This is a genomic window from Ruegeria sp. C6, assembly GCF_056537625.1.
The window spans coordinates 90,957-103,286 of sequence record NZ_JBQFRW010000008.1 but is presented as its reverse complement, the minus strand read 5'-3'; the positions used below and the strand labels follow the sequence as shown (position 1 = coordinate 103,286).

The 12,330-nt window shown below is 57.3% G+C and carries 11 protein-coding genes; 1 reads left to right on the top strand and 10 read right to left on the bottom strand.

Features of this window, described 5'->3' with window-relative positions:
* Positions 1-67: 67 nt before the first annotated feature.
* From ACR0MJ_RS19195 to ACR0MJ_RS19160, 8 genes are all read right to left on the bottom strand, one after another.
* Positions 68-1,279 carry a saccharopine dehydrogenase family protein gene (locus tag ACR0MJ_RS19195; RefSeq protein WP_480762209.1) on the bottom strand — a complete coding sequence of 404 codons (1,212 nt, stop codon included), beginning with the start codon at positions 1,277-1,279 and terminating at the stop codon, positions 68-70.
* 22 nt (positions 1,280-1,301) lie between these two features.
* The gene (speA, locus tag ACR0MJ_RS19190; protein WP_480762208.1) at positions 1,302-3,191 is read right to left on the bottom strand and encodes a biosynthetic arginine decarboxylase; all 1,890 of its coding nucleotides are present in this window, start codon (positions 3,189-3,191) and stop codon (positions 1,302-1,304) included.
* Positions 3,192-3,293: 102 nt separating this feature from the next.
* Positions 3,294-4,379, bottom strand: coding sequence for a DUF1513 domain-containing protein (locus tag ACR0MJ_RS19185; RefSeq protein ID WP_480762207.1), 1,086 nt, complete (start codon positions 4,377-4,379; stop codon positions 3,294-3,296).
* Positions 4,380-4,382: 3 nt separating this feature from the next.
* Positions 4,383-5,393: an imelysin family protein gene (locus ACR0MJ_RS19180; RefSeq protein ID WP_480762206.1), complete on the bottom strand. Its 1,011-nt coding sequence runs from the start codon at positions 5,391-5,393 to the stop codon at positions 4,383-4,385.
* A gap of 3 nt (positions 5,394-5,396) precedes the next feature.
* Positions 5,397-6,944, bottom strand: coding sequence for a di-heme oxidoreductase family protein (locus tag ACR0MJ_RS19175; RefSeq protein WP_480762205.1), 1,548 nt, complete (start codon positions 6,942-6,944; stop codon positions 5,397-5,399).
* Positions 6,904-7,389 carry a bacterioferritin gene (gene bfr, locus ACR0MJ_RS19170; protein ID WP_170402188.1) on the bottom strand — a complete coding sequence of 162 codons (486 nt, stop codon included), beginning with the start codon at positions 7,387-7,389 and terminating at the stop codon, positions 6,904-6,906. Before bfr ends, ACR0MJ_RS19175 begins: the two co-directional genes overlap by 41 nt.
* Positions 7,337-7,630: a (2Fe-2S)-binding protein gene (locus ACR0MJ_RS19165; protein WP_170420427.1), complete on the bottom strand. Its 294-nt coding sequence runs from the start codon at positions 7,628-7,630 to the stop codon at positions 7,337-7,339. The genes bfr and ACR0MJ_RS19165 overlap by 53 nt, the downstream gene beginning before the upstream one ends.
* 128 nt (positions 7,631-7,758) lie before the next feature.
* On the bottom strand, positions 7,759-9,027 hold the full coding sequence (locus ACR0MJ_RS19160; RefSeq protein ID WP_480762204.1) for an imelysin family protein: 1,269 nt from the start codon (positions 9,025-9,027) through the stop codon (positions 7,759-7,761).
* A gap of 231 nt (positions 9,028-9,258) precedes the next feature.
* Here ACR0MJ_RS19160 and ACR0MJ_RS19155 point away from each other — a divergent pair, with 231 nt between their 5' ends.
* Positions 9,259-9,798 (top strand): ZrgA family zinc uptake protein, encoded by a 540-nt coding sequence (locus ACR0MJ_RS19155; RefSeq protein WP_170402185.1) that lies wholly within the window; start codon positions 9,259-9,261, stop codon positions 9,796-9,798.
* Between the two features lie 34 nt (positions 9,799-9,832).
* On the opposite strand, the gene ACR0MJ_RS19150 is transcribed toward ACR0MJ_RS19155, so the two are convergent.
* Both ACR0MJ_RS19150 and ACR0MJ_RS19145 read right to left on the bottom strand, forming a co-directional pair.
* Positions 9,833-11,152 (bottom strand): GH1 family beta-glucosidase, encoded by a 1,320-nt coding sequence (locus ACR0MJ_RS19150; protein WP_480762203.1) that lies wholly within the window; start codon positions 11,150-11,152, stop codon positions 9,833-9,835.
* A 1-nt stretch (position 11,153) separates the two neighbouring features.
* Complete coding sequence (locus ACR0MJ_RS19145) at positions 11,154-12,185, bottom strand: substrate-binding domain-containing protein (RefSeq protein ID WP_170636791.1); 1,032 nt, start codon at positions 12,183-12,185, stop codon at positions 11,154-11,156.
* Between the last annotated feature and the right edge of the window lie 145 nt (positions 12,186-12,330).

The window sequence follows — 12,330 nt, the reverse complement described above, 5'->3', positions numbered from 1 at the left end:
GATGGGTGCGAAGCGCCCGCCCATGGGGACGGTCGGGCGCTGTCCGGCGTTGCCGCCGGGCGAGGATTTAGAAGTTAACCGGGCCGTCGAGTTCGCGGACCTGCCACGGCAAACCATGTTCGTTCAGCATGTCCATGAAGTTGTCAGGGTCGAGTTGCTCCATGTTCCACACGCCCGGTTCGCGCCAATTACCTTTAAGCACCTGCGCCGCACCGATCATGGCGGGGACGCCGGTGGTGTAGCTGACGGCTTGGCTGCCGACCTCACGGTAGCATTCCTCGTGATCGCAGATGTTGTAGATATAATAGGTCTTTTCGCCCGAGCCGTCCTTGGCCTGACCTGTGGCGATGTCACCGATGCAGGCTTTGCCCTTGGTCTCCGCGCCCAGATCGCCGGGATCGGGCAGCAGGGTTTTCAGGAACTGAATCGGGATGATTTCCTTGCCGTCATGCATCACCGGGTCAATGCGAGTCATACCGACGTTTTCCAGCACCTTGGCGTGGGTGATGTAGGCGTCGCCGAAGGTCATCCAGAAGCGGGCGCGCTCAATCTCGGGGAAATGGGTGCTGAGCGACTCCAGTTCCTCGTGATACATCAGGTACATGTTCTTGGGGCCGATGGCGGGGAAGTCGAACTCGACCTTGTGGGTCATCGCCGGGCTGTGCTGCCATGCGCCGTTTTCCCAATGGCGCACCTCGGCCAGCACTTCGCGCAGGTTGATTTCCGGGTTGAAGTTGGTGGCGAATTCTTGATCGTTGCTGCCGCCATTCGCGTCCAGCACATCGATCTGACGGATCGTATCCAACTTGTGCTTCTTCAGCCATTTGGCGAAGACGCTGGTCACACCCGGATCGAAGCCCGAGCCGAGGATGGCAGTCAAACCAGCCTCTTTGAACCGCTTTTGATAGGCCCATTGCCAGTGGTATTCGAACTTGGCCTCGTCCTCGGGCTCATAATTCGCGGTGTCGAGATAGTGGATGCCGGCCTCAAGACACGCGTCCATCAGAACCAGATCCTGATACGGCAGGGCCAGGTTTACGAGGATTTCTGCACCCGTTTCTTTGATCAGTTTGACTGTGTCTTCAACCTTGTAGGCGTCCAACTCGGCAGTCGCGATGTCCACACCGACGCGGTCCTTAACGGCCGCTGCGATGGCATCGCATTTTGACTTGGTTCGGCTGGCGAGCGTTATCTCGGTAAAGATGTCCGAATTCATCGCCATTTTGTGCACGGCTGCGTGGGACACGCCGCCCGCGCCGACAACCAGTGTTTTGCCCATGGGATAGTCTCCTCTCAAGGGGTTATTCGTAATAGGTGTAGCCGTTGATCGAGTCGCGATAGGCGCTCAACAGGGTTTTTCGGTCCTTGGCTTGCAGAGTACCGGTCGAAATCGCCTCGTCTACCATTTTGCGGAACGCGGCGACACAGTCTTGCGGGTCGAATTCCACATAAGACAAGACTTGAGAAATTGTGTCGCCCTCTTGTTCATGCAGCAAGTCGAAGCCACCGTCGGTTCGCAGTTCGATGGTGACTACATTGGTGTCGCCGAACAGATTGTGCAGGTCGCCAAGTGTTTCCTGATAGGCACCAACGAAGAAGACGCCCATGAAATACTCGCCTTCTTCGGGCAGCGAATGCACTGGCAGGCTGGGGGACACGCCGTCGGCCAGTATGAATCGGTCGATCTTTCCGTCGCTGTCGCAGGTGATGTCGGACAGGACCGCGCGTCGGTCTGGTGTTTCATTCAGGCTTTGCAGCGGCACGATCGGGTGTAATTGGTCGATGGCCCAGACATCGGGGAGGGATTGGAACAGCGAGAAGTTGCAATGGTAGATGTCTGCGACCTTCTCAAGCTGGTCATCCACTTCCGTGTCCAGATCATCACATGCCGCCAAGGCCTTGAGACGGGCCATAAGGGACAGGTAGATGCGCTCGGCTCGGGCCATCTGGCGCAGGTCGACATACCCGCGCCTGAAAAGCGCGCGCAATTCATTGCGATAGAAAGTTGCGTCGTTCCAGCATTCCTGCAGCCGATCCTTGCTGAGATAGCCGTGTACTGCGGCGAGGTCCGAAACCATGTGGTGGTCATCGGGCTCGGCCATTGGTCCGTTCGGGGCGTCGTAGAGTGTGCTTTCCAACACGTTGAAGACCAGCATGGACGACGTCGCAACCACCGCACGGCCGCTTTCGGTGATCAGTGTGGGGTGGTCGATTTCAGCCTCGTCCATGGCGTAAGCCACGGTTTCGACTACGTTGGCGCAATATTCCTCGACCGTGTAGTTGATCGAGTTTTCCGCGGCCTTTTTTTCGCCCGTGTAATCCACCCCCATACCGCCGCCGAGATCCAGGTAGCTGAGTGGTACACCTTCACGCGAGAGTTCGGTGTAATACCGGCATGCCTCGCCAACAGCGCGGCGCACATCGTTAACGTCTTGCACCTGTGAACCCAGATGCGAATGTTGCAGCTTGAGGCAGTGCAGCAATCCCGCCGCTTTCAGCTTGTCCACGGTGGCAACAAGCTGGTCGGTGTTCATTCCAAAGGCGGAACGGTCGCCCGAACTTTCTTCCCATTTGCCGCTGATCTGATTGGTCAATTTGACCCGAACGCCTATCAGGGGCTCGATCCCCAGTTGGTTATAGACCTCGATGACGGTATTGGCCTCTTTTGGGCTTTCCAGCACGATGACGGTGTTGAACCCGATCTTGCGAGACAGGATCGCCAATTGGATGAATTCAGCATCCTTGACGCCATTGCAGACGATCAGCGCTTCGGGGGCCAGGCGATGGGCCAGGGCCACCACCAGTTCAGGTTTTGATCCTGCTTCAAGGCCATAATTGTATTTCTTGCCGAACTCGACGATCCGGTCGACCACCTGCGCCTGTTGGTTCACCTTGATCGGAAAAACACCGCGATAGTGGCCCTTATAGTTTACGCGCGCGATTGCCTCGGCAAAGCTCTCGTTCAGGTGCGCGATTTCATGCTCTAGATAAGACGCAACACGCAAGACCATCGGGGCTTTGATCCCCCGGTCGTCCAGATCGCTGAGGATACCCGGCAGGCTGATTGCCTCGGCCTCGGGGGCCATCGGATTGCGCAGAGCTATCTCGCCCCTTTCTGTCACCTCAATGAGGCCATGGCCCCATTTCTCAACCCCGTAGATGGAATGCGGTGCGTCGGGCGTCTGTTTCAATCAGATCAGTCCTTAACTTGGGTGTGCTGGTTTAGCGCCTGCCAATACGGCAGCAGTTTGATTCGTCCAAGTGTAAACTGTGAGAGGGTTCGCCGACGAATTCTAGCCGTATGTACGGATCGGGATCAGGTGGTTGTCCCACTGGCAATCCGACCGCGCGGTGATTTCGGCGCCGGTGGTCGTCAGAGTGCCAAATGCACCGGTTCCGGCGGTAAACGCCAACCCAGCCTTGCCGGCGCCTAAACCGCAAACATCTTCGAACACTAAAGCTTCGATGAATGCTCCGCTATTTACGTCGAAGCGGTGCAATGCATCGCCTCGTGGACAGGTGATCGCAACCGATTGGCCATCGGTGGAAAAGGCAATGCTGCCAGCATACCCTTGCAACTCTCTTTGCTGCGTTTCGGGCGCTGACAAAAGGCGAGGCTTTTCGCCCCTTTGGTGAAGCCCCAGAAGGGCAGGGTACTTGGTCTGGCTGCCTTGCCATTGCATTGCAAAACCCACTAGACCATCGTCACGCACCGCAAGATGGCGGATCGAGTTTTTGTGCAGCGCGCGGGGTAGCTCTACTTGCTCCAATATCGAACCCGAAATGTCGAGATAGCTCAGGTTGGGCTGCATCGTTGGCAGATTTAGCTTGGTCCGACCGCTGTTGGGGTGTGTCTCGATGCCGCCATTGGCGATGACCAGTATGTCGCCACCGGGCAGCAAGCGCATGTCGTGGGGGCCTATCCCACCTGACGAGAACTCTCCCAGCCGTGCGAAGCTGATCGCGTCCCAGACGCCAACCACACCTTCTGCGGCCTCATAGTCGTTTTCGGTTGTGAAAAACTGTGTTCCATCAGCCGAGAATGCACCATGCCCGTAGAAGTGGCGGCCATTGGGTGCCTCCAGCCGCTTTAGGACAGAACCATCTGTACAATCAATTACAATTGCAAAGGTCCCGGGGCGGCGGGCAAAGGCGACCGCTTGGGCTTTGAACGGATGGGCCGCGGCGGCGTGCCCGCGCGCGGGTAGCGGTATAGCGAACAAAACTGCGCCCGAGTTATCCAGGCCGGACAGGCGGTAGCTACCATCTGGGAATAAGGCAGCGGCCAGATAGCGGGGCGCGCCGACGGACGCCCAGCCCGGCACCGAAGCAAGACTGGCGGCACCAAGGCCTGCAAGAAATTCGCGGCGGTTCGTCAATGGTCAATCCCCATCCAGTGAGTTGAATCCGGCGCTGATGCCGAGCGTCGGGCCAAGCTCGGTCGCGGCGATCTCGCGAATGTCGTTGATCGATTGCTGCAGCGCTTCGATGCGGACGCGACCTTGCGGTGTCGCAACACCGGCGAGGGCGGGGTCGTCCAGTGATTGAGCCCGGTCGATGGCCCGCGCGAAACCGGCATCCAGATCTGCAGCAATCTCGGGGTGGTCAAAGGACAGACGGGCGGCCAAGTCACGCAGGGCGATCAGAGACAGCGTGACATGATGCAACGACCGCTTGGACCGCCGCGCTTCAGCACGGTTCGGGCGCGGACGCTCGAACGTTCCTAAAGGGCGTCCAATGCGTGTGTCGGCTGTGAACTCTAGCCCCGTTGTAAGCGCCTTAAACAGCTCCTGCATCGCCTCATCGCCCGAGCGATAGGGGCTGTTGTCCCCCGGCTGCGTCAGTCGTGGTGCGTAGCTTTGCCAGTCCGCGTTGATCGCGACGGCATTTCGGTTGATATCAGTGGTGATGGCGCGGATAAGCGCGCAACGATAGTCGGCGCTTCCTTGTTCTGTCATCGCTGGATCAAAGAGCATTCGTTCCAATGCAAAAAAGCCGCGCCCGGCGATTGAGGTTTCGGCAAAGGCATCGGGGTCGTCGACGGCAGTGTCTTCACTGGCGATGTGTCGGGACAGGGTTTTGGGTGTGAATCCTTTGGTATCTGGCCAGAAAGCCAGTGCAAAAGCGCGATCGTCAGCCTCGGACGGCCCAAAACGTAAATGGCTGGCCGAAATCCAGCTATTGAATGCCGTGGCGTAATCAGCGCGCAGGTCGTCTGACTCCGGTTCGCAATCTGTTTGGGCTGTGGTCGACAAAGCACCGGTTGCGTCAGCCAGCTCTGCAAAGCGCGGTAGAATATGCGTTTCGGTCACATCCATCAAAATCGGAGCACGATCCTGAGCAAAGGCGCCCAAGGGCACTAGCAGGGCGGCGGCGAAAGTAAGGCTACGCATGGGTCAGAGGCTCCCAAGAAAGCGGATCAGAGCGTCGCGGTCGGCTTTTGGCATTGAAACTACCGTGTCACGGGCGGCCTGCGCCTCGCCACCGTGCCAAAGGATGGCTTCAAGCAGGGATCGCGCGCGACCATCGTGCAGGAATTGGGTGTGGCCCGAGACGCGCTGTGTCAGGCCGATGCCCCACAAAGGCGGCGTGCGCCATTCGCGGCCCGTTGCGCGGGCCTCGGGGCGGTTGTCGGCCAGACCCTCGCCCATGTCGTGCAACAGCAGGTCGGTATAGGGCCAGATAAGCTGGAAGCTCTGTTCGGGCCTATCGGGCATCCTGTGGGTGACATAAGCAGGCGTGTGGCAGGATGCGCAGCCCGAGGCAAGAAACACTTCTTTCCCGCGCAGCACTTCAGGGTCATCGGTGTCTCGGCGCGCCGGAACACCGAGATTGCGGCTGTAGAAGGCGACGAGGTCCATGCCAATTGCGTCAATCTCGAATCCCCGCGCATCATTGTCTCCGTGCGGTGCATCAATGCAGTTGGCCTGCAATTCGGTGCAATCGCCGTTCGGCGCGGGGTAAAGCGGACTTGATATGCCGATATCACCTGCGAAGGCCGCCGCCGATTGCTCCATCACCGTGGGCATCCCGGCCTTGTGACCAAAGCGGCCCATCATTGGTTCGCCGAATTCCGTCGACCATACGATGTTCGGACGGCCCGAGATACCATCGCCATCTTCGTCATCAGGATCGGCTTTGGCCAGCAAGTCCTCAACCGGAATTGATTCCAGCAACCCCAGTCCGATCATCTGCGGCGCAACTCGAGGGCTAAGCATCGCGTCCGGGTGCAGCGGGCCATAGCCTAAATCGGCGGCCTTATAGCTGGGGCGGCGGAGCGAGGCCGTTTCGCTGTCGGACAGCGCGACGGGGACTTCCTCATACGTGATGTCCAGCCGATATTCTGCGGGATGGCCTGCCAGAGCGAAATCCTGCAGTTGAGTGCCATAACTCGGATCAGGCAGGGTGGCGATATAGTCTTCGATCTCAGCAGGCGCGCCCTCTGGCTTGCCGGGAACCGAAACTCTCAGGAACATCGAGACGGCATTGTCATCCGGGCCGTTAGGCGTATGACCGCGCCCGTCCTTGATGTGACAGCGCTGACACGAGCGGGCGTTGTATAGCGGACCCAAACCGTCCGAAGCCAGAGTGGACGACGGAGACGAGACCCAGATCTTTTTGAACAACCCGTTGCCGACTTTGAAGTCCAGCTCCTGTTCGAAGCTTAAATTGGCGGAGGGCTGAGAAAACGCGTCCGCATCAGTGCGCGCCCGCACGGTCGCAGCACCAGCGGACAGTTCTTCGAACCGTTGCGGCACACTGAAGTCGTCCGGCGTTGCTGTGACAGCGTCGATCCGGGCGCGTTCTTCGGCAGTTCTTGGAAGGAAATTTAGATGAGGGTCCCGCAGCTCGGTGGCTTGGGAAGAGGTGGCCGTGAGTGCGGCCACCGATGCAAGGGCAAGCTTACTCGCCTTCGTCCATCTTGGATGCGTTAAGTTGCGCATAATTAGCTTCGCCAATCCTTTCATAAAGGTCGAGCTGCGTTTCGAGGAAGTCGATATGTCCTTCTTCGTCGCTGATTAATTCTTCGAACAGGCCCATGGACACATAGTCGCTGGCCTCGCGGCAGTATTCCCGCGCTTCGACATAAAGCGCCCGCGCGTCTTGTTCGGCGGCTAGATCGCATTCCAGTGTTTCTTTCGGGGTCTGCCCGATGCGGAGTGGGTCAAGTTTCTGCAGGTTGGGGTGGCCTTCCAGAAAGATGATCCGCTCGATCAGCTTGTCTGCATGGCCCATTTCCTCGATGGATTCCTCACGGCTTTTCTTGGCCATATGGCCAAGCCCCCAATCCTCTTGCAGGCGGTAATGTAGCCAGTACTGGCTGACCGCCGTCAGTTCATGCCGCAGTGATTTGTTGAGGTATTCTATGACCTTGGGATCGCCCTTCATGTGCTTTCTCCTGTGATACTTCGGATCGTAACGACCGAAGCTGCATGGGGACTTTAAGATTATCGTCTGCGCGCATTGTGTCTAGGAAAAGCGGCATACATCCGCCGCAATCCGCTGACTTGCCAAGGGCATGATAGATCTTGCCGGGAGTGATGATGGTCTGTGGGTCTGCCGCGCGCATCCAATCGATCGCCGCTCGGATATCGTGGTCAGAGATGTTGGTGCAATGGCAAACGATCATGGCGACTCAGTCGGTATATGCTATTTCCGAGTGAAATAGTTAGTTATTGAGGGCGCGTCCAGTGCCAAGACGCCACACTCGATGTTGAGAAAGGCCGAGAGCACTAAACATGCGCCCGGCCATGATACCTATTGGAATACCGCGTCAGGGTTATCCAGGCTGTCCGAGCCTTCAAAATCGATCTGGTCAAGCTCCAGCACGGTCACGATGCGTTCGATGGTCTTGGTTTGATCGACCAGTCCATTGACACCACCCATAATCAGCGCTTCGCCACCTTCATTGCCGCGTTCCAGCATCTGGTCATACGCAAAACCCGCTTCGGCGGTTGATTTGATACGGCCTAGCGCCAGCATGGTGTTGGCCAGCTTGGCTTTCATCTCTGTATCAAGCGTCGGATCGGCTGCGGTCACCAGATCCGATAGGGATGCACCCGAAACAGGCGTGCCATCGATGCGGGTATAGCTGCCCAAATACACATTCTGGATGCCCAAGCCGTCATAGTAATGGCTGTTGTGGGTGTTGTCTGAGAAGCAGTCCTGCTCTTCCTCGGGGTCGTTCAACATCAGGCCGAGGCGCATACGCTCACCCGCCTGCTCGCCGTAGGACAGCGAACCCATGCCGGTTAGGATCGCACTAACGCCAGCAGTTTCATTTGCGGCAAGAGCGGCACGTGCGTCACCATCTTCGGCCCACTGGGCAGTCATCCATTCCAGATCACTAATCAGCAGATCAGTAGCCGCTGTCAAATACTGGGCGCGGCGATGGCAGTTGCCACCTGTACAGCCGTCACCAACTAGATAATCGGTATGAGGACGACTTCCTGCGCCCGTGCCGTGGCCGTTCAGGTCCTGACCCCACAGCAGGAATTCGATGGCGTGATAGCCGGTGGCGACGTTCGCCTCGATCCCGTCAGCCTCGTGCAGCGTATCCGACAGCAGGGCAGGGGTAATTTCGCTGGCGTCGATGGTCTCGCCAGACAGATCAAAGCTGGGGTTGGCGATGACGTTCAGCGCGGCAAACTCGTTCTCATCGCTGGGGCCGCCGTAGGAGGAATCCACATAATCTATCATGCCCTCGTCCAGAGGCCATGCGTTCACCTTGCCTTCCCAATCGTCGACGATGGCGTTTCCAAAGCGATAAACCTCGGTCTGCTGATACGGCACGCGCGCGGCGACCCATGCGGCACGGGCTGTGTTCAGAGTGGCATCGGACGGGTCAGCAATGAGGGCGTTGACGGCAGCTTGCAGTTTCTTTGCTGCAATCAGACTGTCGTCATATTTGACTTCGGCGATATTGGAATATGTGGTCAGAACATCGGCTTTGGACGGGGCCTCGGCGACAGCTGTACTTGCGATACACAAGGTCAGGGCACTGGCCGCGTTGAACAATCTGGTCATGTGGAACACTTTTCTTTCTCAGCGGGATTCGGACCCCGGCAGACGCAGCGGGGCTGGATGCGGCAATTTCTTAGTGAAATAGTCAGCAATGTCAACCTGAGTTTTATTATCAGGTATTATTCCCATTTCTGACTAACCATATCTGGGAAGCCCGATGCACCCGGCGAACATTGCGCTGAGGCGCAATTGTATTAAAATGCCCTACGGTTTGTTTGGTTAATGGTGAACAGAATGAAACGCGCGGCCGTTGTTCTTGCGCTAATACCAGCCGCGCTGATGGCGCAGGCAGAGACCGCCATCGAAGCGCATACTCATGGCGCGGGTCATATGGCAATTTCATTTGTTGAAACCGGATTTAGCCTGACGCTTGAAGTGCCAGGCGTAGATATTGTTGGGTTCGAGCACACTGCCGAGAACGAAGATGAGAGGGCAGATGTTGCCGTCGCAATCTCGGACCTTTCTAAACCGCTTGAGATCTTTGAGGTGCCGCCTGAAGCGGGGTGTGTGACTGCAACGGCCAATGTCGCGCTTGTTGGTGATGTCTTCGTTCAGGATGAGGGGCAAGTCAGCGATAATGCCGTGCATCACACCGAATTTCAGGCCGATTATCTGGTGCAGTGTCAGGAGCCGTCGTTAGTGAATTCAATTCAGTTCACCTATTTCGAACGGTTTGCGCGCGCCGAGCGCTTGTTTGTTGAACTGACGTCATCCTCGGCCACACAGAACCTTACGGTGGAACGCCAAACGCCACATTTGAAGGTGCCAAACTGAACCGGCGTGTGCCCGCAGTAGCAAAGCTTGACGGTCAACCAGACTGATCCCGAACCAATGCGGCCTGCAACGCGCGGTAGGAGTCCTTTGGCCTTCTTTCCAGCGTCTCGAAATCTACATCGACCAGCCCGAACCGTTTTTCATATCCCAGCGCCCACTCGTAATTGTCGAGAAGGGACCAGATGAAATATCCCTTGATCGGAACGCCGTGGTCCAGGGCATTACACACTTCGGCAAGATGCTGGTTCAAGTAGTCAATTCTGTCAGCGTCGTTTTGACGTTCTGCGCTCGCCATGCCGTTTTCGGTCACGTAGATAGGCAGGTCCCCAGTATACTCTTGCGCGGTTCGGATCAGGAAACGGGACAGGGCTGCCGGATCAATTTCCCACCCCATTTGCGTTTTTAGCAAGGGGCCAGGGACGTCGGTCAAGGAAGGCCAAGACGTATCTGCGCGCGTTATCAACTTGCGCGTATAGTAATTGAGCCCACACCAATCGACAGGTGCAGCTATAGTGTCGAAATCATCCTGCCACTTGTCCGGCAGATGCGGCTCCAATCCTTCCAGAACATTCTGAGGGTAGGATTTCTTGAAAGCGCCGCCCAGGAAAAAGCGGTTGTAGATCCCGTCATATAGCGCTGCAGCGGTTTGTGCTTCGCTACTGTCGTCAGCAGGTTCCGCCCATTCAAGGTTGAACACTGCGCCAAGGTTCGACATGCCCAATCCGCGCATAGTTTCGATTGCGCGACCATGGGCCAGCAGCACGTGGTGCATCGCGCGCGCGGTTGCCCGGATGTCGCGCAAGCCGGGGGCATGTTGGCCTTCGAAATGGCTCAGCCAGCTTACACACCAAGGCTCGTTGACAGGTGCGACGCTGAACATCCGATCGCCTATGCGGCCCATGATGATCTCGGTGAAGTCTGCAAACCAATTCGCGATATCCCGGTTTCGCCAACCGCCCAGATCGGCGAGTGGTGACGGGAGTTCCCAGTGATACAGCGTTGCGCAGGGTTTGATGCCGCGTTCAATCAGCGCATCGGTCAGGCGATCATAGAAATCCAAGCCTTGCTGATTGATCGGTCCGCGCCCTTCGGGCAGCACGCGCGCCCAACTGGTTGAAAACCGGTAACAGTCGAAGCCTGCGCTCCGGATCAGATCCAGATCCTGTTCGAACCGGTTATAGTGATCGCAGGCCAAATCTCCGTTTTCCGCATTGGCGACGTTACCTGGAGTTGCAGCGAAACTGTCCCAATGGGTCTTGCCTGCGCCCCCATTGGCGTGTCCCTCGATCTGATAGGCCGACGTCGCCACGCCAAACTGAAAATCTGGCGGGAAATCTGCGCGTTTGTACTTCATCTCACATCCTTTGTGGGGCTGGCCCCGTCGAGCTGCCGACGACAAGTTCAGCCTCCAGCAAGCGCGTTTTGGGTGGGTCATCCGGAGCGTTGATCCGCTCGATCAGCATTTCGGCAGCCAACTCGCCCGCGTGTCTGACCGACGAGCGCGTTGCGGTGAAAATTGGAACATCCATACCATTGCGCATGTAGGACAACTCGTCATCATGAGCGATCACCGAGATATCGCGCCCCATTTTCAGGCCGCTTTCTTCCAGTGCGCGCCGGACTCCAACCGCAGAGATAATCGAAGAGGCCAAAATTGCTGTTGGCGGGTCATCGAGTTTCAGCATGTCGCAGGCTGTCTGATGTCCATAAATCTCGGTCATCTCGGCGCTGCGCAGCAGGTGTGGATCAGGCGAGATCCCGGCTTCTTTGAGCGCCGCCAGATAGCCGTTCCTCCGCCGACGCGCGAAATCCATTTCCTCGAGCCCGTTGATCAAGGCGATGCGCCGATGGCCCAGATCGATCAAAAACCGAGTAGCGCGTTCGAAAGAACGCTGGTTGTTCACATCGATCCAATCATAGGGCTCTTTGGCGTAGGTCGACCGGCCATGAACAATGAAGGGCACGCCGAGGCGCGATAATACCGAGATGCGCGGCTCTCGTACCTTGGGGCCTTGCAGGACCACGCCGTCTACGACGCCTCGATTGAACAGGCTGCGATAGGATTCTTCAATTGATGTGTCCGGCGCGTGCGTGAACATCATGTCATAATTGTTCGCCGCATAGGTTTTGGCTGCGCCTGCCACAAAATCTCCGAAAATCGGATTGACCATTTCGTGCCGGGACGAGGTGGGAATCACATGGCCGATGACCATAGACCGCCCTGTCGCCAGCCCCTTGGCGCGGCTGTTGGGGCGGTAACCATGCTTGTTCGCAGCAGCCTGAACCCGGATGCGCGTCCCTTCGCTGACCTCCGGGTAACCGTTCAGCGCGCGGCTGACGGTTGTTTGTGAAAGGCCGAGGATCTCAGAGAGTTGCTTTAGGTTCATTTCACTCAAAGCGCCTTCAAATTGATTCCCATTTGTTTTGTTGTGAAAACCTGGCTCAGTCAACATGTTTCGAGAGAATACCTTAGAATGGCAGTTTTTTAGGGGCTAGTAGGCGAGATATTGACAGGGTCTGAATGTTAGCGGA

Bases quoted from the DNA above. Each gene is read 5' to 3' on its own strand.
- ACR0MJ_RS19160 (WP_480762204.1), bottom strand. From the start codon at position 9,027: ATGACCAGATTGTTCAACGCGGCCAGTGCCCTGACCTTGTGTATCGCA.
- ACR0MJ_RS19180 (WP_480762206.1), bottom strand. From the start codon at position 5,393: ATGCGTAGCCTTACTTTCGCCGCCGCCCTGCTAGTGCCCTTGGGCGCC.
- ACR0MJ_RS19145 (WP_170636791.1), bottom strand. From the start codon at position 12,185: ATGAACCTAAAGCAACTCTCTGAGATCCTCGGCCTTTCACAAACAACC.
- bfr (WP_170402188.1), bottom strand. From the start codon at position 7,389: ATGAAGGGCGATCCCAAGGTCATAGAATACCTCAACAAATCACTGCGG.
- ACR0MJ_RS19155 (WP_170402185.1), top strand. From the start codon at position 9,259: ATGAAACGCGCGGCCGTTGTTCTTGCGCTAATACCAGCCGCGCTGATG.
- ACR0MJ_RS19195 (WP_480762209.1), bottom strand. From the start codon at position 1,279: ATGGGCAAAACACTGGTTGTCGGCGCGGGCGGCGTGTCCCACGCAGCC.
- ACR0MJ_RS19150 (WP_480762203.1), bottom strand. From the start codon at position 11,152: ATGAAGTACAAACGCGCAGATTTCCCGCCAGATTTTCAGTTTGGCGTG.
- ACR0MJ_RS19175 (WP_480762205.1), bottom strand. From the start codon at position 6,944: ATGCGCAACTTAACGCATCCAAGATGGACGAAGGCGAGTAAGCTTGCC.
- ACR0MJ_RS19165 (WP_170420427.1), bottom strand. From the start codon at position 7,630: ATGATCGTTTGCCATTGCACCAACATCTCTGACCACGATATCCGAGCG.